Below are 25,104 nucleotides of genomic sequence, written 5' to 3'. Positions count from 1 at the left end.
CACCCATGAGCGCGCCGCCCACGGCTCCCGAGGGTCGGTCCGGCCCAGCTCCGTCGCTTCCGCGAAATCGACGTCGAACGTGGTTGATTGTCCTCGGAGTCGTGGTTGCTGTACTGATCGTCGTGCTCGTCGCCGCCCTCGCGCTGGGCGGCGCGCCGTCGTCGAAGCCGAAGCCGCAGACACCGAGCAACTCGGTGGCGGGCGATCCCGACAACCTCGGGCCGACGGGTGCTCGTGCCGTCACGAAGGTGATCAGCGATCACGGTGTCGACGTCACCGTGGCGCGGGGGCTCGACGAACTCCGCGATCGCACGACGCCGGGCGCCGACGATACCGTCGTCTTGAGCGGCTCCGGCGCTCTCACCGCGGCCAACGCGTCGTACCTCCTCGACAAGTTCCGCGACGTCAAGCGCGTGGTGTTGGTCTCCCCGACCGACAACGCGCTGGCGGCGCTGGGGCTGCCGGTGACCGTTGCACTGGTCGCGCAAAACCGATCAACGGCAGCGTGCTCGCTCATCGGGATCGCCCCCGACGACGTCATCTCGTCACAGGGCATCGGCGTTGGTTCGTACTCGTCGGCCGCCAGGTACACGCCGACGCAGCCGGCGGCATCCTGCTTTCCCGACGACACCGACACCGGTTCAGATGTGGTCGATCGGCCGGGACAGATGGTCGTGGTACCCGCGACGACCTCGCACCCCGAGATCGTCGTGACGGACGGCGACTTCTGGCACAACGCAAACCTCGGCGAGGACGACAATGCGGGCGTTGCCCTCCGCGTGCTCGCCTCCTCCGGTCGCCTCATCTGGTTCATTCCGAGCTTTGGCGATCGACCACCTGAACCGGGTGAGCCCGACTCCGACCCGCGTTCTCAGATTCCGCGTTGGATCGGCCCCGGTTTCCTGCTGGCAGCGTTCGCTGTCTTCGCGCTGATGCTGTGGCGTGGACGACGATTCGGACCCATGGTCACCGAGCCGCTACCCGCCGTCGTCAAGGCGATCGAGACCACGCAGGCCCGTGGACGGCTCTACCATCGCGCCGGAGCCGATAGTCGTGCCGCGGCGATCCTGCGCATCCGCACCATCTCGCGCATCGCGGGGTACCTCGGACTCCACTACGACCCAGTGCACGCCCTCGACGCGCTCGACGCCTCCGACGAACGCGATGACTCGGGCGTGTGGGCACCGGACGGTTCCGACTCGTCTGTCGCCGCGATCATCAGCGTGGCGGCAGCGACGACGCACCGAGACGCCCGCGACGTCGCACGACTCCTGACCGGCCGGTTGCCCGAGGGCGACGATGCGCTGGTCGTCTTCACCACTGAATTGACCGCTCTAGAGAAGGAAGTCCGGGGCACACCATGACCGCACCCTCAACTCCACCACACTCGGCACCGTCCGCACCGCCGCGGCCCGCATCGTATCCGCCTGTGGCGGGCGGCAACACGGCTTCGCCAGGCGCAGATGAATTCTCGACGTCGGCGCGTGCCCGCCTGAATGCGGTACGTGCCGAGGTCGGCAAAGCCGTTGTGGGACAGGATACTGCGGTCTCCGGGATGCTGATCGCGCTGCTGTGTCGCGGTCACATCCTGCTCGAAGGCGTTCCGGGAGTGGCCAAGACGCTGTTGGTGCGGTCTGTCGCTGCTGCCCTCGACGTCGACACCACGCGCGTGCAGTTCACCCCCGACCTGATGCCAGGCGACGTTACCGGATCACTGATCTTCGACGCCGCGGCGTCGGAGTTCAGTTTCCGGGAGGGTCCGGTGTTCACCAATCTGCTTCTCGCGGACGAGATCAACCGAACGCCACCCAAGACGCAGGCGTCGCTGCTCGAAGCGATGGAAGAAGCGCAGGTATCCGTCGACGGGGTGCCGCGCGCCCTGCCCGAGCCGTTCCTCGTCGCGGCGACACAGAACCCCATCGAATATGAGGGCACCTATCCGCTTCCGGAGGCGCAGCTCGACCGATTCCTGCTGAAGGTCACCCTGCCGATCCCACCGCGCGACGATGAGATCACGGTGTTGGCAAGGCACACAGGGGATTCGATCCACACGATCTGGCTGCTGCCGGTCTGCGACCGGTCGCCTCGGGCTCCGATGTGATCGCGGGCGCCGCGGCGGTGCGACGGGTGGCTGTGGCACCGCAGATCGCCGCCTACATCGTAGATATCGCCCGCGCGACCAGGATGTCGCCGTCGCTCTCGCTCGGGGTCAGCCCGCGCGGTGCCACCGCACTCCTCGGCACGAGTCGCGCGTGGGCGTGGCTGAGCGGACGTGACTTCGTCACACCCGACGACGTGCAGATGATGGCGCAAGCGACTCTTGCGCACCGCCTTTCGCTGCGTCCGGAGGCCGAGCTCGAGGGAGTCTCGGTCGGCGCGGTGCTGGCTGCGGCGATCGGTTCCGTTCCCGTCCCACGCTGATGGTCATCACCGGCCGCTTCTTCGCGCTCGTCCTCGCGGGGGCCATTCCGACGGTGTTGTTCCCGCACTACTGGGTGGTGTTGGCCTGGGTCGCGGTATGCGTCGCGCTACTGCTGATCGACCTCGCCGTCGTCGGAAACCCCACGCGCACTCTCGAATTGCGTCGAGTGCCGTGCGGTCCGGTTCAGCTCGGCCAATCCACCCAGACGACGCTGCTGGTGCGCAACTTGTCCGGTAGTCGTTTCCGTGGTGTGATCCGCGACGCATGGCAGCCGTCCGCAGGTGCGGACCCGACGACACCACGGCCGGTATATCTTGGCCCACAGCAATCAGAGTCGATGACGACGACTCTCACCCCCACCCGCCGCGGTGACCGACTGGCCGTCGGCGTGACAGTTCGACGACTCAGTCCGCTCGGACTCTGCGCCCGGCAGCGCACCGTGGTCGTTCCGGGCTTCGTACGTGCGCTGCCCGTCTTCACCGCGCGCAAGCATTTGCCCTCGCGGCTGGCGTACCTGCGGCAGCTAGACGGCCGGTCAGCTGTGCGCACCCGGGGACAGGGCACCGAATTCGACTCCCTGCGTGACTATGTCGAAGGCGACGACGTACGCAGCATCGACTGGCGTGCCACCGCTCGACGTCGCTCCGTCGTCGTCCGCACCTGGCAACCGGAGAAGGACCGGCACATCGTGATCGTGCTCGACACGTCGCGGACGTCGGCCGGTCGTGTCGGTGACGCGCCGCGACTCGACGCCGCGATGGATGCCGCGCTGCTGCTGGCGTCGCTGGCTTCGCACGCGGGCGATCGGGTCGACTTCATCGCGGGCGATCGCATCGTGCACCGCCGGGTCATCGGAGCGCCACGCACAACGTTGCTGAGCGACCTCGTGACCGCGATGGCGCCGCTCGAACCCGCTCTGGTGGAGGCAGATTGGCCGATGCTGTGCACCGAGGTGAGCAAGGTGTCGCGTCAGCGAGCACTCGTGGTGTTGCTGACGCCGCTCGAACCAGCCGCGGTCGAGGAGTCGCTGCTGCCGCCGCTCGCCGCACTCGCACAGCACTACCAGGTCGTCATCGGATCGGTATCCGACCCGATGCTCGACGAGATGGCCGAACGTCGCGACGACGTCCGCGAGATCTACGACGCCGCTGCGGCGGTGCGCACGCTGACGTTGCGGGGCCGCACGGCGTCGGGGTTGCGCCGCCTCGGCGTTGACGTCATGGATGCAGCGCCCGACAAGCTTCCCGCAGCGCTCGCCGACCACTACCTACTGCTGAAGTCGCGCGGAATGCTTTGAGCAGCTTGACTCCCCGAGCATCTGTCAGGCGACGGGGAGGCTGTACCCGCGGTCGATCTCGTCGAGATCGCCTGTGGCACCGCGATCGTGGGCGCGACGTCCGAGCACCAGCGCGTACAAGAGGAACCCGACCCACACGGTGACGCCGATACCGATGCGCGCCCACGTCGGGAGACCCGATGGGGTCACGAACGCTTCGATGGCTCCGCAGATGAGCAGCAGCACAACCAATCCGATACCGATGGCGATGGCGGTACGTCCGGCCTCGGCAAGCGAATCCGAGCGCTTGCGGTCGCCGGGCGCGACCCAGGACCAGAAGATGCGCAGCCCGACCCCCGCCGCCACGAACAGACACGTGAGTTCGAGTAGCCCGTGCGGGGTGATGAGACCGAAGAAGAGGTCGGCCCGACCGTGGTTGATCATGATCGAACCCGTCACCGCGAGGTTGAGAATATTCTGGTAAAGCATCCAGATCACCGGGAATCCGAAGACCCCGAAGGCGATGCACAGCAACGCAAGTCGGAAGTTGTTTGTCCAGACCTCGAACGCGAACGACGACGCGGCGTTCTCGGAGTAGTAGTTCTCGAAGTCGTCGTTGACGAGGTGCTCGATCTGCTCCCGCGACCCGAACGTGTGCTCCATGGTCGGGTGGTCGAGGAGCCACCAGCCGATGCCGACGGCGAACGCGATCGAGACGACCAACACCGTCAGCCACCACCGCCGAGTGCTGTAGAGCGCAGCGGGCAGAGTCGTCGTGACGTACCGCACCAGTTGGTCCCACGTGGTCACGGTCGACCCGAGTGCGTGCCCACGCGCGCGTGCCAGCAGCGTCGACAAGTAAGCGATTACCGCACGGTCTGGCGCCGACGATCGGATCACCGAAAGGTGCGTGGCCGTGCGTTGATAGGCGTCGAGGATCTCGTCGGATTCGGCGCCGGTGAGGCGTCGTTTGCGTGAGAGTTCGTCGAGTCTCTGCCACGTCGGTGACTTCGCTCGTACGTAGGCGTCGAGATCCACATCGGTAGCCTAGCCAGACCACGGGCACGGCTGTACCCCTGTCGGGAGGGATCATTCGCGTAGCCCACGAGACGCTACGTTCGCGCCACCGCAGCCGCTACGGTAGTGCGTATGTACCCGGGGCCGAACATGCATGTAGGGCCGACCATGTACGCGGGACCAATCACGTACACGGGCGGGACGGTCGGGCTCGGCCGCAACGACCTCGTCTCGGGTGAGGCAGTCGCACTGGACCTTCCGCCGGCGTCGCTCGGTCGGCGGATCGTGTCGGGAGTGATCGACGTCGCGATCGCTCTCGTCGTACTCATCGCGTTGATCTGGGTGTCGGCGAAGGTCGGCGTGAGCCTGCGCGACGGCGCTGTGCTGGCGGGTGCGTTTGCACTCTCGTCGGTGCTGGCGTTGATCGTCCTGCCGACGGCGGTGGAGACGCTCAGTCGTGGAAAGTCGTTGGGGCATTGGGCGCTCGGCTTGCGCACGGTGCGCGACGACGCCGGGCCGATCGGTTTCCGACACGCGTTCACGCGGTCTCTCGTCGGCGTCGTCGAGATCTTCGTATTCTTCGGTGTGCCCGCGATTGTGTGTGCTGCCATCAGCCGCAAGGACAAGCGCGTCGGCGATCTCGTCGCAGGCACCTACGTGATCCGCGACCGGCGTTCGCTGGAGGTCGCAGGCACCGCGGTCATGCCGCCATACCTCGCAGAGTGGGCGCGCACCGCCGACATCGGGGTTCTGACCGACCACCAGGCCATGCTGATCCGCGGCTTCCTCCATCAAGCGCCGTCGATACGCGACGACGTCCTACGTGCCGCTCTCGCAAGGCAGTTGGTGCAGACGCTCGCGCCGTACATCTCACCAGCGCCACCTGCCGGGGCCGACGACGTGGACGTGCTCAATGCCGTTGCGGCCCAACGCCGACACCGCGAGTGGCTCCGCCTACAGCGCGACGAGGAACTTCGACGCCGCGTGCTCCGCTGAGCACCCGGCGTCGACTGGGTGCTGTATCCGGCCGACTGTGCGCCTTATCCCGTCGACTGTGCGCCTTATCCCGTCGAGTGGGTATCGCGACCGCTACTTCAGCTCGCTGCTCGACTTGCCGAGCACGCGTCGCGCGATGATCAGTTGCTGGATCTGCTGTGTGCCCTCGAAGATGTCGAGGATCTTCGAGTCGCGAGCCCACTTCTCGAGCAGCCCGACCTCGGAATAGCCTGCGGTGCCACCGATCTCGACTGCCTTGTTGGTCAGTTCGGTGACCATGCGGCCCGCCTTGGCCTTCGACATCGACGCCTCGGTCGAGTTCGGCTGCTTGTTATCGGCCATCCACGCGGCGCGGATCGCAAGCAACCACGAAGCTTCCCAATCGGATTCGAGGCGAATGAAGTCGTGGACAGCTGCTGCCTGATTGGCGGCGGGCTTGTCGTAGTCGATGACGTGTCCGGCGCCCTCGAGGGTTGCGCGCAGTTCCTCGAGTGCCGCACGACCGAGGCCGACGGCCATCGCCGCGACGAGCGGACGCGTGTTGTCGAAGGTCTGCATGACACCCGCGAACGCTTTCTTGGTGTCGACTTCCGTTGAGCCGAGCAGGTTTTCGGCGGGCACACGGGCGTTCTCGAAGCGCAGCACCGCGGTGTCGGACGCCTTGATGCCGAGCTTGTGCTCGAGGCGGACGACCGACACACCCTCGGTGTCCATCGGTACGACGAAGCTCTTGATCGCGGCACGGCCGGCACTCTTGTCGACGGTCGCCCACACGACGACGTGATCGGCGCGCGACCCCGCGGTCACAAAGATCTTCTCGCCGTTGATGACGTACTCGTCGCCGTCGAGTGTCGCGGTGGTGCTGACGGCGGCCGAGTCGGAGCCGAAGCTCGGCTCGGTGATCGCCATCGACGCCCAGACGTCCTTGAACTTCTCGAGCTGCTCAGGGTTGGCCACCGCGGCGATCGCGGCGTTACCCAGACCCTGATACGGAATCGACAGCATGAGCGCGACGTCGCCCCAACCCATTTCGACGCCGTGCAGCACCGCACGCATGTTGCCGCCGTTGACGACGTCCGACTTCTTCGCCGACGACTTGTCCGCGGCGTCGGACTCGCGTCCCTTGCGGGCGGCTTCGCGAGCGAGTTTGCCGAGCTCGTCGAGCTCCTGGGGGTAGGTGTGCTCGGCCTTGTCGTACGTGCGCGAGATGGGCCGGAAGATGTGCTCGGCGGCGAGATGCGCCTGCTCGGTCACCGGGGCGAGCTTCTGCGGGAGCTCGAGGTTGATTGCCATGCCGGTATCTTACTGCGCGGTAAGATAGATTTCCAGCCCTCCCCCCAGGTGCTTTCCGCTCCTGCGGGGCGTCGTCCGTCAGCCGTAACCGACCCGTGCAGCTCGGAGCCCGTTTACGCTGGCCACATGGCCTACGACGACGATCTCGCCTACCGCATCCGCGAGCTGCTGTCGGGTGAGAGTGGCGTCGCCGAGAAGTCGATGTTCGGCGGCCTCGCGTTCTTGGTCGACGGCAACATGGCCGTTGCGGCGAGCGGGCAAGGTGGACTGCTGGTGCGCGTGCCGCCCGACGAGACCGACGCCTACCTGGCCAAAGCGCACACCGCCCCGATGGTCATGTCGGGTCGGGAGACGCGTGGCTGGTTACGGGTCTCGACTGACGGCATCCGCACCAAGCGTCAGCTCGAGAAATGGGTCGGCGTGGGCGTCGGCTATGCGCGATCGTTGCCGCCGAAGTGAGTGACTCGACGTAGCTCGCGAAAGGCATGGCTCCCGAAATCCTGTCTCCCGAAATTCTGTTGGCTGTAGCGTCGTCGAATGCCATTGTGAAACCCCATGACTGTCCGACGATTCGACGACGCCTCGGTGGCCGACTGGCTGATGGCCGACGGGCGAGACTGGCCCCGAGCGGTGACCCGCGGGCCCCGCGGCTTTGATGCGTATGCACGTCTGTTGCACATACCCGACCCCGCATTTCCGGGGCAACGTGAGACCGACGTCGAATCAGTCTCGGGACCAGGCGATTTGTGGCAGATCGCCGTCGCAGTCGAGGATCTGCGTCCGCATACCACCACACCCGATGAGATCTATTACCTGATCTGGGCCGGGTGTGGTTATCCAGAACTGCTGAGTGATGGCGTGCCCATCGTCGAAATCCGCGACGAGCTGGGAGCATCCATGCGTGACTACCATCTGTTCGTCGGCGACACCGACATGCTGGGTTGGCTGCCGCCCGAACCCGAGCCAACGCCGCGACACGGACACTCGATTCTGCCCGCGCCCGCATTCGTCTGGCCTGCCGATAGAGCGTGGTGCTTCACCGAAGACATCGATCCGCACTTCGCGACGATCGGTGCATCGGCAGCGGCCATCGCGGATCTTCTCCGGGATACACGTATCGACACGGTCGCCGACGACCCGGACGTCTCGCCGCCGTTCTATCGCTGACGGCCTACTCACTCATCGAGAAGCGGCACGACAGCGAATACTTCGAGGTCGCGCGGTGTGCCCTTCGCCTTGAAACGTCTCTTGCGGCTGAGCAATTGGAGCCCGTCCGCGGACTGCAGCGCATCGCTGGTGGCCAGTACCTCGCCGGTTCCGGCGGCATCGGCGACGCGGGCCGCGATGTTCACGTCGACACCGAGGTAGTCGCCACCGACCTGCCGCGGAGTTCCGGTGTGCACTCCGGCGCGCAGCTGCGCGCGGTAGTCGTCGTGCGTGATCGCGCTGACGGCTCCGCACAGTTCGAACGCGGCGAGGATCGCGTCGGCCGCGTCGGGGAACACCGCCATCACGCCATCGCCGAGCGACTTCACGATTCGGCCGCGATGAGCGCCGACGATGTCGCTGCTCACCCGATTGACCTCACCGATCAGCGACAGCACGCTGTCGTCACCTGCGCGTAGGGCCCACGACGAGAATCCGACGAGGTCGGTGAACAGGACCGTCACGTCGCCGTTCGCGGTGGCGGTCGACGACCTGCGATCGACGAGCGCCTGCCACACCTTCACGACGCTGAGTGCGAGCTCGCGCGACGCGCTGGGCGACCGATCGCTCCCGGTCAGCAGCTTCTCCATGCGATCGGAGAGGCGCGTCGGACGTGAGAGGTCGAGTTCGGGGACCGTCTCGGGCGTCAGCTTTCGCGGAAGCTGCGCAGCACGGATCAGCGAGGGCGTCCGGTCGGCGCGCGTGAGGAACTCGCCAACACGCGCCGGACCCGACGGCACGGGCTTGTCGTCAGGCGGCGTCGAGCCGGGAGTGGTGTCATCGTCGGACGTCACGAGTCAGATCGTAGCGACAAGCTCGACCAGCGGAAACGGGCACGAGGGCGCGGCGGGTGGTCTCGACAAGCTCGACCAGCGGGGGCAGCGCTCGACCAGCGGGGGCAGCTCGACCAGCGCGGGGTGGCGCCCGACCAGCGCGGGGTGGTCTCGACAAGCTCGACCAGCGAGTGGGTAGCTCGACCAGCGGGCGGGGGTCTCGACCATTCGGCGGGTGGTCTCGACAGGCTCGACCAGCGAGTGGGCGCTCGACCAGCGGGCGTAGCGCTCGACGAGCGAACCCCGCGGCCCGCTACGGGACGATGTTCACCATTCGGCCGGGCACGACGATCACCTTGCGCGGCGGCTGGCCGTCGAGGATCGCGAGGATCTTCTCGTCGTCGAGTGCTGCGGCGCGGATCGTCTCCTCGTCGGCGTCGGCGGGCACCGTGATGCGGCTGCGGACCTTGCCCTTGACCTGGATCGGGATCTCGACGGTGTCGTCGACAAGGTAGCGCTCGTCGGCGACCGGGAACGGTCCGCGCACCAGCAGTTCGTCGTGGCCCAGCCGCGACCACAGCTCCTCGGAGATGTGCGGCGCGAGTGGCGCGAGCATCAGGACGAGCTGTTCGACGGTGCTGCGCGGCGCGCCGTCGGGGAACTGCTTGGTCAGATGACTGGTCAGTTTGATCAGCGCGGCGACGGCGATGTTGTCGCGCAGGCCGTTGTAATCCTCACGGACCTCCGCGATTGTCTTGTGCAGCAGGCGAAGTGTCTCGTCGTCGGGTTCGATGTCGGCGACGCGGACGGCACCGGACTCCTCGTCGACGACCAGGCGCCATGCGCGCTGCAGGAATCGCTGCAGTCCCACAACGTCTTTCGTTGCCCACGGACGCGACTGATCGAGTGGGCCCATGTACATCTCGTAGAGCCGCAACGTATCTGCGCCGTACTCGGCGGCGATGTCGTCGGGAGTCACCGAGTTCTTCAGCGACTTGCCCATCTTGCCGTACTCCTGCGTGACCTTCTCACCGTTGTAGACGAACTCGCCGTCGACCTCGGTGACCTCTTCGGCAGGCACGTAGATGCCGCGTGAATCGGTGTAGGCGTACGCCTGGATCATGCCCTGGTTGAACAACTTTCGATACGGCTCACTGCTGGTGACGTAGCCGAGGTCGAAGAGCACCTTGTGCCAGAAGCGCGAATACAGCAGGTGCAGAACGGCGTGCTCAACGCCGCCGATGTAGAGGTCGAGTCCGCCCGGATCACTGAGACCGTGCAGCTCCGGCCGCGGACCCATCCAGTACGCCTCGTTCTCCCTGGCGCAGAACTCTTCTTCGTTGGTCGGGTCGATGTAGCGCAGTTGATACCAGGAGCTTCCGGCCCACTGCGGCATGACATTTGCGTCACGCCGATACTTCTTCGGACCGTCGCCGAGATCGAGTTCGACGTGGATCCAGTCCGATGCCTTCTCCAGCGGCGGACTCGGCTCACTGTCGGCGTCGTCGGGGTCGAAGGCGACGGGCGCGTAGTCCTCGACCTCCGGAAGCTCAACGGGCAGCATCGATTCGGGCAGTGCGTGCGCGCGGCCCTCCTCGTCGTAGACGATCGGGAACGGCTCGCCCCAGTAGCGCTGACGGGCGAAGAGCCAATCGCGCAGTTTGTACTGCACGGTGCCCTGTCCGGTGCCCTGCTCTTCGAGCCATTCGATGATCGCGGTCTTCGCGTCATCGACGTTCTTGCCGTCGAGGAAGCCCGAGTTCACCAGCGGACCGTCGCCGACGTATGCCTCCTCAGAGATGCCTGCCTCGGAGCCGATGACCTCGACGATGGGCAGTCCGAAGACCGTCGCGAACTCGTAGTCGCGTGAGTCGTGTGCGGGGACCGCCATGATCGCGCCGGTGCCGTAGCCCATCAGCACGTAGTCGGCGACGAAGACCGGAACCTGTTGTCCGTTAACCGGATTCGTCGCGAACGACCCGGTGAAGACGCCGGTCTTCTCCTTGTTCTCCTGCCGCTCGAGATCAGACTTCGCCGCGATCGACGCGCGATAGTTCTTGATCGCCTCGGCGGGCGTCGACGCGCCGTTGGTCCACCGCTCATCGATCGCCGCGCCCTCGGCAACCGATGGCCATGCGGCGGCAGTGAGCGGGTCGACCAGCGGATGTTCGGGGGCAAGCACCACGTAGGTGGCGCCGAAGAGGGTGTCGGGTCGCGTGGTGAAGACGTCGACGGTCACCTCGCCATCGGCCTGTGCCGGCACACCCGGTACGGGGAACTGCACCTGGGCACCGCGCGATCGCCCAATCCAATTGCGCTGCATGGTCTTGACCTTCTCGGGCCAATCCAGCACCTCGAGGTCGTCGAGCAGGCGGTCGGAGTACGCAGTGATGCGCATCATCCACTGCCGCAGGTGCTTGCGGAACACCGGGAAGTTCCCGCGGTCGCTTCGGCCATCGGCGGTGACCTCTTCGTTTGCCAGCACGGTACCGAGGCCCGGTGCCCAGTTGACGAGTGAATCACTCAGGTAGACAAGACGATACGAGTCGACGACGTCGGACTTCTCGGAGGCCGACAGATCTGCCCACACCCGACCGTCGTCGAGAGTGCGTGCACCGCTGTCGAATTCGGCGATCAGCTCGTCGATGCGACGCGCCTTGCCGGCCTCGTCGTCGTACCAGGCGTTGTAGATCTGCAGGAAGATCCACTGTGTCCAGCGGTAGAACGAGACGTCGGTGGTGGCGACTCGACGTCGCTCGTCGTGCCCGAGGCCGAGGCGTCGGATCTGGCCGAGGTAGCGCTCGATGTTGGCCTCGGTCGTCGTGCGGGGGTGCGTACCGGTCTGCACGGCGTACTGCTCTGCCGGTAGACCGAAGGAGTCGAAGCCCATGGTGTGCAGCACGTTGGCGCCCGACATGCGCTGGAACCGCGCGAACACGTCGCTGGCGATGAAGCCGAGCGGATGTCCGACATGCAGGCCCGCGCCGGACGGGTACGGGAACATGTCCTGGACGAAGAGCTTGTCGGAGGCGTCGGGGCCGCTGCCGTCGAAGGCACTCATGTCGCCGGCCAGCGGTCCGACCGGGTTGGGTGCCTCAAAAGCGTGGCGCTGAGTCCACTCGCGCTGCCAGCGCTCCTCGATCTCGCCCGCGAGTCGGGCGGTGTAACGGTGCCCCGGAGTCGCGGAAGCTGGGTCGGTGCTCGCCTGATCGGCGGCGCCCTCAGAGGTGGAGATGTCGGCGGTGCTCACCTCACCAGGGTAAATCGTGGCTTCACCTGCCCTGAAATCGACGTCGGATGGGCGGGAAAAGTATGGTGGTCGGGTGAGTGTGGTGTCGATCGTCGTCTCGGTATGCGTCTTTGTGCTGGCCCTGGTGTGGCTGGTGGTCGGAGTGGCGGGCCTGATCGGCCGACTCCCGCGCAACCGATACTTCGGAGTCCGCACCGATTCGACGATGGCCTCGGCCGAGGTGTTCACGCTGGCCAACCGCATCGCGGCCCCCGGAACACTGGGCGCGGCGCTCATCTTGTTCGCCGGTGGCGCGCTGACGCTCGCCGTCGACAGCGGCTGGTCGGTGGTGTTCGGACTAGTCGCGCTTGTTGCTGGTGTTCTGATCGTCGGCGCTGTGAGCGGTTACGCGGTGCGCGCGGCCGACGCCGTCGCCCCGGCTGATGATGCGGGCTGCAGTTGCTGCTCGTCGGATCACGGCAGCGTCGACGACGCACATGCCGCGGAACCTGAGCAGACCAGCGCGGCCGCCGACTGCGGCACCGATAGTTGCGCGTCGTGCACGCTGCGCGGCATGTGCAGCACTGACGATTCGTCGAGCGGTACGGCACCGGCACAGCCCGACCGCGCACCCATTCAATAGGACGTGCGCCGACTCCTCGCCCGGTCTCCGATCGACGGCTTCGTTCTGGCGATTCTCGCTGCGGTCGTCGTGGCCGCGTTCTTCCCGGCGCGCGGGACCTTTGCCGAGGTTCTCGACTGGGCGGTCACGATCGCCATCGGATTCCTGTTCTTCCTCTACGGCGCGCGCCTGCATCCGCGTGAAGCGCTCAACGGGCTGGCACATTGGCGGCTGCACCTGACGATTCTGGCGTTCACGTTCCTGGTGTTCCCACTCGTCGGCCTGGCTATACGGCCCCTCGTCGAACCGCTGATCGGTCACGACCTCTACACCGGCCTGCTGTACCTGACGCTGGTGCCGTCGACGGTGCAGTCGTCGATCGCGTTCACCTCGATCGCCCGCGGCAACGTCCCAGGGGCGATCGTGAGCGCCTCGGCGTCGAACCTCATCGGTGTTGTGTTGACTCCACTGCTGGTGGTGGCCCTGATGAGCGGTACGAATGGGGTGCACATCTCGGCGTCGTCGGTCATCCAGATCCTGCTGCAGATCTTGGTTCCGTTCATCGCTGGCCAGCTCTGCAGACCACTGGTCGCGCCGTTCCTCAAGCGATACGCCGAGCCGACCAAGTTCGTCGACCGAGCGTCGATCGTGCTCGTCGTCTACGCGGCATTCAGCGAGGGCGTCCGCAACGGGATCTGGTCGATCGTGAGTGCGTGGCAGGTGGTGGCGGTCGCGGTGATCGCTGCGGTGTTGGTCATCGTGATGCTCGCACTCACCTGGTGGAGCGCGCGGCGACTGGGATTCAGCCGCGCCGACGCCATCGCGATTCAGTTCTGCGGTACCAAGAAGAGCCTCGCCACCGGCTTACCGATGGCCACGGTGCTGTTCGGCGGCTCAGTCGTCGGGCTGATCGTGTTGCCGCTCATGATCTTTCACCAGATCCAGCTCATTCTCTGCTCCTGGTTGGCCACCCGCTACAGCCGCAGTCACGACGCCGTAGACGCCCGCTGACGCCCGCGCGGCGAGTCGACGCCGGATGAACACGACGAGCACATAGACAGCCGCGCAGCACACCAACCCGATCACGACGTAGAGCAGGATCGTCGCACCTAGGACTGCGCCTGCGAAGTACCCGGCGAGCAGCACGGCGGTCACCCAACTGACGGCCCCGACGATGTCGGCGAGGCCGAACCGCACGAACTGCATCCCGGTCATCCCCGCGACCCTCGGCATGAGCGTGCGGACGTAACCGACCCAGCGACTCGCGGCGACCATCAACATTCCGGATTGATTGAGCCGCGCGCTCGTCCGTTCCCATCGCTGTTCGCCGAACCGTCGCCCGAGGGGCGATTCCATCAGGCGCGGGCCGCCCACTCTTCCGAACCAGAATCCGACCGCATCGCCCGCGATCGCGCACACACAGGCCACCGTGATCAGAACGCCGAGGTTGGTATTGCCCACGCCTGCAGCCACGCCCGCCGCAAGGAGGAGTGCCTCGCTGGGCATGATCAGACCCGCGAAGATGACCGCGGTTTCCAGAAACACGACGCCGCCGGCGATCAGGTAGACCGCCCACACCGGAACCGACCTGATCAGGTCGATCAGCCAGTCGGCGAGTGAGTGCACCTGCCCGACGTTAGCCGCAGCTCCGACTCGACGACGCGGCGGCTTGGAGAACTCGGGGGCTGACTCCACGGTCGTCGAGGGTGCTGCGCGACGGCGATCCCGGCGGCCTGGCTCTGAAAGGGTTCAGCTTGTCGTGAATACAGAAATGGATGTACCGTCTGTATTCATGGAGACTGTGGCGGCGAGTCAACGCGATGCGCTGACGAGGTTCGGATACGCGTTGTCAGACTCGACGCGTACGCAGGTGCTGCTGCGACTGCGGAATGGTGGCGCGTATCCCGCGGAGTTGGCCGAGGCGATCGGGGTGTCACGCCAGGTCTTGTCGAACCATCTTGCTTGCCTGCGGGGATGCGGGCTTGTTGTTGCGGTACCCGAAGGTCGCCGCACTCGGTACGAGCTGACCGACGGCCGGATTGCCCACGCCTTGGACGACTTGCTCGGATTGGTTCTCGCGGTCGATCCGACGTGTTGTCCAACCTCCGACGAGCATGGTTGCTGCTGATGGCCGAAGAGCTGGGTCTCCCGTCGGTGGGTCGGCCGTCGGTGGGTCTCCCCGATGCGAGTCGGCCGGCGCTGAGTGTTGCCCGTCGGGAGTTGCTACAGCGTCGGATTCGGTGGTTCGTCGCGGCGACCATCGCCTACAACGTCGTCGAAGCTGTGATCGCGATCGGCGAGGGCACGCGTGTGTCCTCGACGGCCTTGATCGGCTTCGGCCTGGATTCGGTCATCGAAGTGTCGTCGGCAGCCGCGGTTGCCTGGCAGTTTGCGGGTTCGGATCCGGAACGGCGCGAGAAGGTCGCGTTACGGATCATCGCGTTCTCGTTCTTCGCCCTGGCGGCCTACGTGAGCGTGGACTCGCTCCGTTCCCTCCTCGGTACTGGTGGCGAGGCGCGTCACTCGTCGATAGGGATTGTCTTGGCGGCAGTCAGTTTGCTGATCATGCCGCTTTTGTCGTGGGCGGAACGTCGCGCCGGCCGTGAACTCGGCTCGCTGAGCGCGGTGGCCGACTCCAAACAGACTTTGCTGTGCACGTACCTCTCGGCAGTACTGTTGCTCGGGTTACTTCTCAACAGCCTGCTCGGATGGTCGTGGGCTGACCCGATCGCCGCTCTTGTCATCGCCGCGATCGCGGTCCGCGAGGGCATCAACGCATGGAAGGGCGACACGTGCTGTGCGCCCAGCATCGGCCAGCGCGCCGGCGAGCCCGCTGGGTGCGACTGCTGCAGCACGGAGGTGACGGGCCAGGGCGCTACCCCGAGGGCCACACCCGACGCGTCGCAGTCGGCCTGATCAGACCGATGCCACTCCCCTACGACATCGCCTCGGAGTTGAACGCGTGAGCAAACCGATCAAGATCGCCTGGGCGGTACTCGCTGCCATCTTCGTCGGCATCGGTGTTGCCGTTTTTGCCATCGACGACGCCACGTCCCCGACTCCGGCTGATACTGCCGAAGTGTCTGATCTCGTTGTACGCCCCGACAGTCACCGCCTGTCCTCGCCCGAGCAGAGCCGGGCGCAGTTCGTGGAATTCCTCGACTTCGAGTGCGAAGCCTGCGGCGCCGTCTACCCGATCATCGAGGACCTGCGGCGAGCCTATGGCGACCGCGTCACCTTCGTCGTCCGCTACTTCCCGATGCCTGGACATTTCAACGCCGAACGCGCTGCTCGTGCAGTCGAAGCCGCAGCCCAGCAGGGTCGGTTCGAGCAGATGTACCAGCGCATGTTCGCCACCCAATCCCAGTGGGGTGAACAGCAAGTCCCCGCCGACGACCTGTTCCGTACCTTCGCCGTTGACCTCGGCCTCGACATGGCAGCCTTCGACACCGCCTACAACAGCCCCGCCACGCTCGAACGAATCCGCGCCGACGTCGCCGACGGCCTGTCCCTGGGCGTACAAGGCACTCCCACGTTCTTCCTCGACGGGAAGCGGCTCCAACCGTCCACAATCGACGAACTCACCGCCGCCGTGAATGAGGCAGCGTCTGCGTGATCGACGTCAACCGGGACTCCGCGAAACGCTTGTCCACAAGGTCGAAACATTGTTCGAGAATTCCTCGACGCTGTCGGTATTGTCGGGTAATGTAGAACACATATTCGACATGACGTGGGGCGGGGGTGGCGGCACGTGAACAGCAACAGCAATGACGTTGGGGCCGGTGGCGCGCCTTCGGCTTTGGCCACTGCTGCGGTGGGGTCGGCGGATGCGGTGGTGGCGGAGAAGCTGTCGCGGCTTGCTGGGGTGTTGGATGAGTTGGCTGCCGTCGATGTGTCGTTGGTATCGGACGCGGCGCTGGTGGAAGCCACTGCTGAGGCCGAACGGTTAGCGTTGCGGACTGCGGGTGCGGTGACGGATCGCTTGATTGTGGAAGCCTCCGACCGCGACCTGCCCCGCGCGTTGGGTTTCCGCGATATTCGTAACTTCATGGGGCATGGTCTGCATATCGGTGACCCCGCGGCGCGGCATCGGGTGATCGCCGCGACCGGCTCGTTCACCACGATCTGCGGCGACCGACTACCGCCGTCGTGTCCCACGTTGGCCGGCTATGTGGTCGAGGGTCGGGTCGCGGGCGCCCATGTCCGGGCGGTGTTGGAGGTGCTGGAGGCAATCCCCGGTGAAGTGTCGGCCGAGACGAAAGCTGCCGCCGAAGCACAGATGGCCAGCTACGCGGTCCAATTCACGCCCGCTGAAATCACCAATTTGGGTTCACGATTGTTGGCGCACCTCGATCCGGACGGGACGCTGACCACCGCGAAGGACCGTAAACGTCGACGCCGCCTGTGGGTGAACCGACAGAACGCGCAACTCATGTCGCGGTTGACCGCCGATCTCGATCCGACCGCCCGCGCACGGCTCGACACAGTGTTGGATGCGTGGGCCAAACCGGGCATGAACAACCCGGACGATCCGGAGTCGCCGGTCGGGCCGATCACCACCGCGAATGCTGACCAGGTCGCGGCCGCGGCGCTGCGTGATGAACGCTCGCCAGCGCAACGCAACCACGACGCCTTCTCTGCCCTACTTGGGCAGGTACTCGAGTCAGGGATGTTGGGTAACACTCATCGGGGGTTGCCGATTCAGGTGATCGTCACCACCAGCCTGCAGGAACTCGAAGAGCAGGCGGGAATCGCACAAACCACATCCGGAACACTCCTGCCCATCCACGACGTGATCGAGATGGCCGCAGCGAGTGGCGCGAGTCAGTATTTGGCGGTGTTCGGTGACCACACCAGCATCCCGCTCTATTTGGGTCGGTCGAAACGGATCGCGTCACTCGGACAACGACTCGCCTCGTTCGCCTCACCCGGCGGAAAGATGTGTTCGGCACCGGGCTGTAACCAGCCCGCGAGCAGAGTGCAGATGCATCACGCCGCCAAAGACTGGGCCGACGGCGGACTCACCGATATCGACCAGTTGGTTCCCGCCTGTGATGTGCACAACCGCAGGGTTGGCCCGAAGCCTGGGCAGTTCACGACCCGCATGATCACCGACGGCCCCTACGCCGGACGTGTTGCGTGGCGATTGAACGCCAAGCCGGGTATGCCGGAGAATCCGGAACGCATCAACCGGATCGCCGACGTTAAAGCCGATTTCCGCGACTACCTCGCCGCTGAACACGCCAGCAACCAAGCCGCAGCCGCGGCACGCGCCACCGGGTCAGGTACAGACGCGAAGGTCACCGAGATCGGCGCGCGAGCCTCCAGCAGAGTGGGCGCCGAGAACGTCACAGACACGGCCAGCGGCCGGATGGTGGTCGCTGACGCAGTGGGCGCCTGGATGGTGTCGCCGTCCTCGGTGCCGGACCCGCCGAGCAGGCAGGTGGCATGTCAGACGCTCACCGGCGTCGAACTCGCGCTGGCGGATGGGATGCCTTCCGCTGATACTCGGCCTCTCGGCAGGCGGGTCGACATCCGATGGAACCTCCCCAGGCCACTCGAACTCGACCCCGAGCCGCCCACAGACCCGGAAGCGCCAACAGGTCCAGCCCCACCAGACGGCCCCAACCGGCTCGGCGGCGTCGACCCGCCAGACAGCCTCGGCCCACCGCTGGCCGACGCAGCCTGACCACCGCGCCACCGCATCCAGGCCGCAACGTCGAATCTCGTTGTGCCGCAACCCGTCTACACCCCGCCACCACCACGGTGGCGGGGCAGACGTGGTTGGGTAGATGTGATTGGGCGCTGCTCAGAACGGTAGGCCGACATTGGATCTCGGCCGGGGATCTCGGCGGGGCGGCGGGATCGTCAGTTCTGGTCGACGTCGATCGGAAAGGTCGCGAGGAGCGGCATGGGCCAGGGCTGGCGTCGCAGGACATCGGCCCACACGTCGACGGTCGGCGGTGCGAGTAGGTCACGCGGAAGCGCCGAGGCGAGCAGCCAACTGTCCTGGGCGAGCTCCGCGTCGAGCTGGCCTATCCCCCAACCCGCGTATCCGGCAAAGATGCGGACGCCCTCGAAAAACTCGGCGAGAAGTTCTTGGTCGGCGTCGAGGTCGACGAGTACCACTCGGCCGTCGACCGGACGAAGCCCTTCGATTCCCTCGATGTCGACGCCGTGTTTCGTGACTCCCAGGCACAACGCTGCGTCTTGCTTCACCGGCCCTCCGATGAACAGCGCCTGCGGCGACGCGGCGAGATCAGTCCACTGCGGAAGGATGTTGTGGACTGCGGTCTGGCTCATCCGGTTGAGAATCACGCCGAGGCTGCCGCCGTCGTTGTGTTCGATGATGTAGATGACCGAACGCGCGAATGTGGGTTCGGTCAGGTCGGTCGAAGCGAGAAGCAAAGTACCCGCCCGCACGCTGTTGGCCGACTCCATGTCGCGGGCATCAGGCATACCGCCACCCTCGGCTTCGTCGGAGTTCTCGGGTGAGAAATCGTCCGCGTTGTCACCACCCACAGTGATTATCATCGCATGCCTTATGCGTGCAGGTCGGTACTCTTGATTGGTGAGCTCCACTGCGCGCGACGGCCGATCTGTGCGTGGCGCGTGGCGCGATTTTCTCGACTCGTTACGCAGTTCTCCTGGACTCGGACGGCTGCTCTCCGTGCGCCTCGCCAGCCAACTGACCGATGGCGTGTTTCAAGCAGCGCTGGTCGGTGGAGTGTTGTTCAATCCCGAACGTCACGCCGATCCGCTCGCCGTCGCAGGTGGCATGGCAGTGCTGCTGCTCCCGTACTCGGTCATCGGTCCTTTCGCCGGAGCGCTCCTCGACCACTGGGACCGTCGAGCTGTCTTGTTGTACGCCAACCTGATTCGCGGTCTGATGATCGCTTTCGTCGCAATCGCAATCGCCACGGGAACCCCCGACACGGTTGTGCTCGTCGGTGCACTCGCAGTGACCGGCGCCAGCCGCTTCGTGGCATCCGGTCTGTCCGCCGGACTCCCCCATGTCGCGTCGCAAGATGTCATCGTCGCGACCAACGCGCTGTTCACGACGCTCGGCGGGTTCATGCTCTCGGTGGGTGCTGTCCTCGCGATGGGGGTGCGCCTGCTCGCCGGATCGGACAACACGGGCAGCGCGATCACGATGATCGCGGCCGTGGTGATGGCCATCCTCGCGGCGTACCTCGCACGGGGATTTCCGCGACTGCAACTCGGTCCCGATCACCCCGACGATCCCGGCCGCTCGGCTGTGCACGCCGTTGCCGTTGGTCTGCAGCACGGCGCGATCGCCGTCGCACGCTGCAAACCGGTGGCCGCCGCACTCTCGGCGATCGGGGCACATCGCGTGGTGTTCGGTATCAACACGCTGATGCTGCTGGTTCTCGCGCGCCATTCGGGATCCGGGGATGGCCTCGACCGTGTCGGTGCCGTCGTCGGCTGCACCGCAGCGGGCGCATTGGCTGCGGCATTCATTACGCCTGTCGCTGTGGATCGATTCGGCCGCAAGGCGACGCTGATCACCGCACTGACAGTCGGGGCCGTCGCAGAACTTTCGCTGCTCTCCTTCTCGTTCGTGGTCTTCTGCATCTCCGCGGTGGTGTTGGGACTCATCGGTCAGGTCGCGAAACTGTGCGGAGACGTCTCGATGCAGGTCGATATCGACGACGCCGTGCGAGGCCAGGTGTTCTCGGTCCAGGACGCGGTGTTCAACATCGCCTACGTCGCTGCGATCGCAATCGCCGCCACCACGATTGCGCCCGACGGCCGGACGCCGGCACTCGTCGTGGTTGCCGTGGTGATCTACCTGGTCGGAATCGCCGCCGTGCGGTTCGTGCACCCGGGACGCGACGAGCTGGTCGGCGCGAGCCACCACGCAGCCGAGCACGCCCGCCACGAGCGTGAGCAGGAGAAGCACTCGGACTCTCATCTGCCGAACTCGGGCGCATCGGCACCGAAGGCCGCGTCGGCGATCCCGTCGCCGTCGGAGTCGACGAGCACGGTGTCGAAATCGCCGTCACCGTCGGAATCCACATAGAGCCGACGCTCGGCTCCCGAGCCTCCCGCCCCGGGATCAGCGACCTCGGTATCGACGACCTCGGCGTCGACTCTGCCGTCTCCGTCGAGGTCGAGCCGCTGAGTCGAGGGTTGACGCCCGGCGCGCGGCGTCGGCTCGGTTGCCTCGCCCTGACCTGCGGTGACGCCCTGCCCCACCGCGACATCCCACAAGCCGCGTCCTGAGTCGCGGTACTGGCGCTCGGGTCGGCCGTCGTCGTCGATGTCGAGTGCTGCGACGTCGGCGTGGCCGTCGCCGTCGACATCCCATAGGGCGTCGTCTGCACGTCCGTCACCGTCGAAGTCGATGCTGACCGCGTCGAGGGTGCCGTCGGCGTCGAGGTCGAGGTCGGCAGCGCTCGACCAACGGCTCAACGTGCCATCGCCGGGGCCGAACACGTACTCGATCAAGGGATCCACGCGTCATCAGACGTTCAGCGGGGCGGGTTGGTTCCGTTACGGACTCCCCAAGATTCCCCAGGACGCAGCACGGTGCGTTTTGTGAGCACGGTACGTTTTGTGCATGTATGTGAGCGAGCTGGGAGAGCAATTCCACCGCGCTCGTCTCGAGCCGGCGATCACACATCTGGATGCCGCGTCGGCGGGACGTTCGTCGAACGCCGTCATCGGGACAGTGTCAGCGCATCTGTGGCGTGAGGCCGAACGCGGTTCGTACGTCGCAGCAGACGACCGCGCGGAAGAGATCGCCAGGGACAAGCGCGACATCGCCCAACTCCTCGGTCACACCCCCGACGAGCTCACCTACCGCGAGAGCGCGCGTGCCGCACTACGCACGCTGCTGACCTCGTGGAGTCTGCCCATGGCGTCGACGGTCTGGGTTGCCAAGAACGAGTTCGGACCCAACCTCGTCGAGTTCGAGCGCCGCGGCTACGCCGTCCGGCCGCTTCCCGACGGTGACGTCTACGGCCACGTCGACACCGACGCGCTGGAGAACATGCTGCAATTCGAGCAGCCCGACTTCATCCACATCTGCCACGTCGGCTCGATGTCGGGTGCAGTGCAGCCTGTGGCGCGGATCGTCGAGGTCGCTCATCAGGTGGGCGTGCCCGTCGTCGCCGACATGGCGCAGGCCGTCGGACACGTACCGACAGTCACCGGCGCCGACGTCGTCTATGGCACCAGCCGCAAATGGCTGACCGGTCCGCGCGGCGTCGGATTCCTCGCTGTGCGCCGTGATTCGCTGCGACCTGTCGAGGTCGACCCGTCGCAGTCGTTCATCGCGGGCATGCTCGGCCTCGGCGTCGCAGTGTCCGAGGTGCTCCAGACCGGTCAGCAGCGGGTCTTCCGCGAACTCGCAACGATCGGCCGCACCACCCGCGAGCGGCTCGACGGGATCGGCAGTTGGCAGGTGCTCGAACCGGTCGACGAACCGTCGGCCATCGTCACCCTTGCCCCACCTCCCGGATTCCAGAACGCCGACGTCCACCAAGCGCGCGACAAACTCTTCGAACTCGGCCTGCTGGTGACCGCCGCCGACTCCTGGCGTGCCCCCCTCGCGGGCGACACGTCGGTCCTCCGGATCAGCCCACACCTCGACGTCACACGCGAGCAGCTCGACCGCCTCGCCGACGCCCTGCGCACGATGGGCTACTAGCGCGCTCCGCGCGGGGGCTACTAAAGCGCCAATTAGACCCGCTCACGCCGCCAGGCGCTTGCCTAAAACGTTCAACTTGGTCTGGCGACCCACCAGTGTGACCTGCCCCTTTGCCGAGAGCCAATGTGACAGACTGATCCTCGATGTCTGCGAGCCCAGAGAGTAAGAGCGCGGTCGGTCACCTCGCGATCGTCGCCAACCCGACGTCGGGTCACGGCGCCGGACAACGCGTCCTCGGTGCCGCAACAGCCGTGCTGCGCGGCCGGGGCGTCAGCCACGAAGTTCTGACCGCCGACACACGCGAACAGAGCGCACAGCTCGCCGCCAAGGCGGCCGAACGAGGAGCCGACGCCATCGTCGTCGTCGGTGGCGACGGAACCGTTCAGACAGTGCTCCGCGCAGTTCACAGCAATCGGTTGCCGCTCGGAATCATCCCCGCAGGCAGCGGAAACGACGCCGCGCGCATGCTCGACATTCCGCTCGACGACGTCGCACGTGCTGTCGCGATCGTCCTCGACGGCAACACGCGGCGCATCGACCTCGGTCGCGCTTCCTTCTCCGACGGCACCGTCGACCTGTTCTGCACCATCGCCGCGACGGGATTCGACGCGGCCGTCGCCGAACGCGCCCGGGATCTGTCCTGGCCGAGCGGGCGCGCGCTCTTCGCCCTGGCCGCGCTGCGACAACTTCCCAAGCTAAATCGACACCACTATCAAGTGCGTGTCGACGACGTCGAGGTCGAGACCGACGCCGCATTCACCGCCATCGCCAACGGTCCGACGTACGGCGCCGGGATGCGGATCGCACCCCACGCCAGCGCCGACGACGGTGTCTTCGACATCGTGATGGGTTCCCACCCCCGGCACCTGCCGCGACTGTCGCTGCTGCGCGGTCTCGCCCAGGTGCTCTACAGCCGCGTCGAAAAGAATCCGCTGTTCAAAGACATGCAGGGTCGCGAGGTGGACCTATACTGCGACCCACCTGCCGACGTGTCACTCGACGGCGACATCGTCGGCTCACTGCCGACCGTCTTCGACATCATCCCGGGCGCCATCGACGTGTACGCACCGCACTGAGTGGCAGGCCAGTCGGCTAACCCTCGCCGCGCTCGGCCCACCACTCGCGAAGCGCCGCGACGGCCTCCTCGTGCGACAGCGGGCCGCGGTCGAGGCGCAATTCCTTCAGATACCGCCACGCCTGTCCGACGACCGGTCCGGCAGGGATCTGCAGGATCTCCATGATCGCGTTGCCGTCGAGGTCGGGGCGCACCCGTTCGAGGTCCTCTGCGGCTGCCAGCGCGGTGATCCGCTCCTCGAGGCTGTCGTAGTTCTCCTGCAGCCGCCGAGCCCGACGCTTGTTACGGGTGGTGCAGTCGGCGCGCACAAGCTTGTTGAGTCGATCGAGCAGCGGACCGGCGTCGGTGACGTAGCGTCGGACAGCCGAATCGGTCCACCGACCCTCTCCGTAGCCGTGAAACCGCAGGTGCAAGAACACCAGGGTCGCCACGTCTTCGACGACGGCCTTCGGATACTTCAAGGCGCGCATACGCTTTCGCACCATCTTCGCGCCGACCACCTCGTGGTGGTGGAAGCTCACGCCGCCGTCGGGCTCGTGTCGTCGGGTGGCGGGTTTGCCGATGTCGTGCAGCAGCGCGGCCCAGCGCAGGATGAGGTCGGGGTCGCCCTGCTCGAGGTCGATCGCCTGCTTCAGGACGGTCAACGAGTGCTGATAGACGTCCTTGTGCTGGTGATGTTCGTCGATGGTGAGCTGCATGCCCGGTATCTCGGGGAGCACGCGGTCGGCGAGTCCGGTCTCGACCAGAACGTCGATCGCCTCGATCGGGTGCTCGCCGAGGATGAGTTTGTCGAGTTCGGCCCGCACCCGCTCAGCGGTGATGCGGTTGATCTCGTCGGCCATCGCGGTGATCGCGTCGAACACGCGCGGCGCGAGCCGGAACCCGAGCTGCGAGACGAACCGCACCGCGCGAAGCATGCGCAGCGGATCGTCGTTGAACGACTCCTGAGGCGTCGCAGGGGTATCGATGATTCCGGCGAGTAGGGCTGTCATTCCGTCGAGCGGGTCGTGGAACTCCGCTGGCCCGGTCGGGCCGATCGCGACGGCCATGGCGTTCATCGTGAAATCGCGGCGCACGAGGTCGGCTTCGAGTGAATCGCCGAAGGTGACCTCTGGATTTCGCCCGACGCGGTCGTACTGATCGGCGCGGAACGTCGTGATCTCGATCATCACGTCGCCCTTGCGTGCCGAGATCGTGCCGAACTCGATGCCGGTGTCCCAGATCGCGTCGACCCATCCGGTCAGCAGGCGGGTGATCTCGTCGGGGCGGGCGTCGGTGGTGAAATCGAGGTCGTTGCCGAGGCGCCCGAGCACCGCGTCTCGCACCGAACCGCCTACCAGGTACAACTCGTGATCGGCTGTCGCGAAGCGCTCACCGAGCGGCGCCAGAACGTCGGAAAGCCCCTGGAGGGTGACCGCGGCGGCCGCGAGAAGCCTGGTGCGGCGCTCGATGCGTGCGTTCGATGCGGTCGGGTCGGTCACGGCACGCCAGCCTACCGTCGTGGGCACCGCAGAAACAT

At 66.1% G+C, this 25,104-nt stretch carries 22 protein-coding genes and 1 pseudogene; 15 read left to right on the top strand and 8 right to left on the bottom strand.

Going from position 1 to position 25,104, the window contains the following annotated elements; translation table 11 throughout:
• Nucleotides 1-5 precede the first annotated feature (5 nt).
• The 3 genes and pseudogenes from ABW18_RS12195 to ABW18_RS12185 all read left to right on the top strand — a co-directional run bounded on the left by ABW18_RS12195 (nucleotide 6) and on the right by ABW18_RS12185 (nucleotide 3,719).
• A complete protein-coding gene (locus ABW18_RS12195; RefSeq protein ID WP_235434363.1) occupies nucleotides 6-1,364 on the top strand; it encodes a DUF4350 domain-containing protein in 1,359 nt (452 codons plus the stop codon).
• Nucleotides 1,361-2,421 (top strand): annotated as a pseudogene (locus tag ABW18_RS12190) (AAA family ATPase). The gene ABW18_RS12195 and the pseudogene ABW18_RS12190 overlap by 4 nt, the downstream one beginning before the upstream one ends.
• A complete protein-coding gene (locus ABW18_RS12185) occupies nucleotides 2,421-3,719 on the top strand; it encodes a DUF58 domain-containing protein (RefSeq protein WP_049699225.1) in 1,299 nt (432 codons plus the stop codon). The pseudogene ABW18_RS12190 and the gene ABW18_RS12185 overlap by 1 nt, the downstream one beginning before the upstream one ends.
• A 24-nt stretch (nucleotides 3,720-3,743) precedes the next feature.
• Here the strand turns inward: ABW18_RS12185 and ABW18_RS12180 are convergent, their stop codons facing one another.
• Nucleotides 3,744-4,736, bottom strand: a complete 993-nt coding sequence (locus tag ABW18_RS12180) for a stage II sporulation protein M (protein ID WP_049699224.1) — start codon at nucleotides 4,734-4,736, stop codon at nucleotides 3,744-3,746.
• A 147-nt stretch (nucleotides 4,737-4,883) separates the two neighbouring features.
• Here ABW18_RS12180 and ABW18_RS12175 point away from each other — a divergent pair, with 147 nt between their 5' ends.
• The gene (locus tag ABW18_RS12175; RefSeq protein ID WP_231894302.1) at nucleotides 4,884-5,711 is read left to right on the top strand and encodes an RDD family protein; all 828 of its coding nucleotides are present in this window, start codon (nucleotides 4,884-4,886) and stop codon (nucleotides 5,709-5,711) included.
• Between the two features lie 93 nt (nucleotides 5,712-5,804).
• Here ABW18_RS12175 and ABW18_RS12170 read toward each other — a convergent pair whose 3' ends face one another.
• A complete protein-coding gene (locus ABW18_RS12170) occupies nucleotides 5,805-7,004 on the bottom strand; it encodes an acyl-CoA dehydrogenase family protein (protein ID WP_049699223.1) in 1,200 nt (399 codons plus the stop codon).
• A 126-nt stretch (nucleotides 7,005-7,130) separates the two neighbouring features.
• Here ABW18_RS12170 and ABW18_RS12165 point away from each other — a divergent pair, with 126 nt between their 5' ends.
• Nucleotides 7,131-7,463, top strand: a complete 333-nt coding sequence (locus ABW18_RS12165) for a TfoX/Sxy family protein (RefSeq protein WP_049699222.1) — start codon at nucleotides 7,131-7,133, stop codon at nucleotides 7,461-7,463.
• Nucleotides 7,464-7,559: 96 nt separating this feature from the next.
• A complete protein-coding gene (locus tag ABW18_RS12160) occupies nucleotides 7,560-8,171 on the top strand; it encodes a hypothetical protein (RefSeq protein WP_049699221.1) in 612 nt (203 codons plus the stop codon).
• Between the two features lie 8 nt (nucleotides 8,172-8,179).
• Here the strand turns inward: ABW18_RS12160 and ABW18_RS12155 are convergent, their stop codons facing one another.
• On the bottom strand, nucleotides 8,180-9,004 hold the full coding sequence (locus tag ABW18_RS12155; RefSeq protein ID WP_049699220.1) for an adenylate/guanylate cyclase domain-containing protein: 825 nt from the start codon (nucleotides 9,002-9,004) through the stop codon (nucleotides 8,180-8,182).
• 292 nt (nucleotides 9,005-9,296) lie between these two features.
• Nucleotides 9,297-12,218 carry a leucine--tRNA ligase gene (leuS, locus tag ABW18_RS12150; RefSeq protein WP_414651991.1) on the bottom strand — a complete coding sequence of 974 codons (2,922 nt, stop codon included), beginning with the start codon at nucleotides 12,216-12,218 and terminating at the stop codon, nucleotides 9,297-9,299.
• Nucleotides 12,219-12,306: 88 nt separating this feature from the next.
• Between leuS and ABW18_RS12145 the strand changes: the two genes are divergently transcribed.
• Both ABW18_RS12145 and ABW18_RS12140 read left to right on the top strand, forming a co-directional pair.
• A complete protein-coding gene (locus ABW18_RS12145) occupies nucleotides 12,307-12,855 on the top strand; it encodes an SdpI family protein (protein WP_049699218.1) in 549 nt (182 codons plus the stop codon).
• Between the two features lie 3 nt (nucleotides 12,856-12,858).
• Nucleotides 12,859-13,845, top strand: a complete 987-nt coding sequence (locus ABW18_RS12140; protein WP_049699217.1) for a bile acid:sodium symporter family protein — start codon at nucleotides 12,859-12,861, stop codon at nucleotides 13,843-13,845.
• Here the strand turns inward: ABW18_RS12140 and ABW18_RS22445 are convergent.
• Nucleotides 13,729-14,529, bottom strand: coding sequence for a DedA family protein (locus ABW18_RS22445; protein WP_235434362.1), 801 nt, complete (start codon nucleotides 14,527-14,529; stop codon nucleotides 13,729-13,731). The two genes, ABW18_RS12140 and ABW18_RS22445, sit on opposite strands and share 117 nt — an antisense overlap.
• A gap of 97 nt (nucleotides 14,530-14,626) precedes the next feature.
• On the opposite strand from ABW18_RS22445, the gene ABW18_RS22440 reads away from it, so the two are divergent.
• The 4 genes from ABW18_RS22440 to ABW18_RS12120 all read left to right on the top strand — a co-directional run bounded on the left by ABW18_RS22440 (nucleotide 14,627) and on the right by ABW18_RS12120 (nucleotide 18,523).
• Nucleotides 14,627-14,962 carry an ArsR/SmtB family transcription factor gene (locus tag ABW18_RS22440; RefSeq protein WP_082938083.1) on the top strand — a complete coding sequence of 112 codons (336 nt, stop codon included), beginning with the start codon at nucleotides 14,627-14,629 and terminating at the stop codon, nucleotides 14,960-14,962.
• Nucleotides 14,962-15,750, top strand: coding sequence for a cation efflux transmembrane domain-containing protein (locus ABW18_RS12130; protein WP_082938084.1), 789 nt, complete (start codon nucleotides 14,962-14,964; stop codon nucleotides 15,748-15,750). The genes ABW18_RS22440 and ABW18_RS12130 overlap by 1 nt, the downstream gene beginning before the upstream one ends.
• 46 nt (nucleotides 15,751-15,796) lie before the next feature.
• Nucleotides 15,797-16,450: a DsbA family protein gene (locus ABW18_RS12125; protein ID WP_049699215.1), complete on the top strand. Its 654-nt coding sequence runs from the start codon at nucleotides 15,797-15,799 to the stop codon at nucleotides 16,448-16,450.
• A 135-nt stretch (nucleotides 16,451-16,585) separates the two neighbouring features.
• Nucleotides 16,586-18,523 (top strand): HNH endonuclease signature motif containing protein, encoded by a 1,938-nt coding sequence (locus tag ABW18_RS12120; protein ID WP_053117458.1) that lies wholly within the window; start codon nucleotides 16,586-16,588, stop codon nucleotides 18,521-18,523.
• Nucleotides 18,524-18,702: 179 nt separating this feature from the next.
• Here the strand turns inward: ABW18_RS12120 and ABW18_RS12115 are convergent, their stop codons facing one another.
• Nucleotides 18,703-19,368 carry a YqgE/AlgH family protein gene (locus tag ABW18_RS12115; RefSeq protein WP_049699214.1) on the bottom strand — a complete coding sequence of 222 codons (666 nt, stop codon included), beginning with the start codon at nucleotides 19,366-19,368 and terminating at the stop codon, nucleotides 18,703-18,705.
• A gap of 37 nt (nucleotides 19,369-19,405) precedes the next feature.
• Here ABW18_RS12115 and ABW18_RS12110 point away from each other — a divergent pair, with 37 nt between their 5' ends.
• A complete protein-coding gene (locus ABW18_RS12110; protein ID WP_414651989.1) occupies nucleotides 19,406-20,878 on the top strand; it encodes an MFS transporter in 1,473 nt (490 codons plus the stop codon).
• Here the strand turns inward: ABW18_RS12110 and ABW18_RS12105 are convergent.
• Nucleotides 20,767-21,315 (bottom strand): hypothetical protein, encoded by a 549-nt coding sequence (locus ABW18_RS12105; protein ID WP_049699213.1) that lies wholly within the window; start codon nucleotides 21,313-21,315, stop codon nucleotides 20,767-20,769. The two genes, ABW18_RS12110 and ABW18_RS12105, sit on opposite strands and share 112 nt — an antisense overlap.
• Nucleotides 21,316-21,418: 103 nt before the next feature.
• On the opposite strand from ABW18_RS12105, the gene ABW18_RS12100 reads away from it, so the two are divergent.
• A complete protein-coding gene (locus ABW18_RS12100; RefSeq protein ID WP_049699212.1) occupies nucleotides 21,419-22,510 on the top strand; it encodes an aminotransferase class V-fold PLP-dependent enzyme in 1,092 nt (363 codons plus the stop codon).
• Nucleotides 22,511-22,653: 143 nt separating this feature from the next.
• Nucleotides 22,654-23,586 (top strand): diacylglycerol/lipid kinase family protein, encoded by a 933-nt coding sequence (locus tag ABW18_RS12095; RefSeq protein WP_049699211.1) that lies wholly within the window; start codon nucleotides 22,654-22,656, stop codon nucleotides 23,584-23,586.
• Between the two features lie 16 nt (nucleotides 23,587-23,602).
• Here the strand turns inward: ABW18_RS12095 and ABW18_RS12090 are convergent, their stop codons facing one another.
• Nucleotides 23,603-25,066 (bottom strand): CCA tRNA nucleotidyltransferase, encoded by a 1,464-nt coding sequence (locus tag ABW18_RS12090; RefSeq protein ID WP_049699210.1) that lies wholly within the window; start codon nucleotides 25,064-25,066, stop codon nucleotides 23,603-23,605.
• Between the last annotated feature and the right edge of the window lie 38 nt (nucleotides 25,067-25,104).

The organism is Gordonia jacobaea (assembly GCF_001186365.1).
Taxonomy (GTDB): Bacteria; Actinomycetota; Actinomycetes; order Mycobacteriales; family Mycobacteriaceae; genus Gordonia; species Gordonia jacobaea.
The sequence above is the reverse complement of the archived record's forward strand: the minus strand, read 5'-3'. Positions and strand labels throughout refer to the sequence as shown.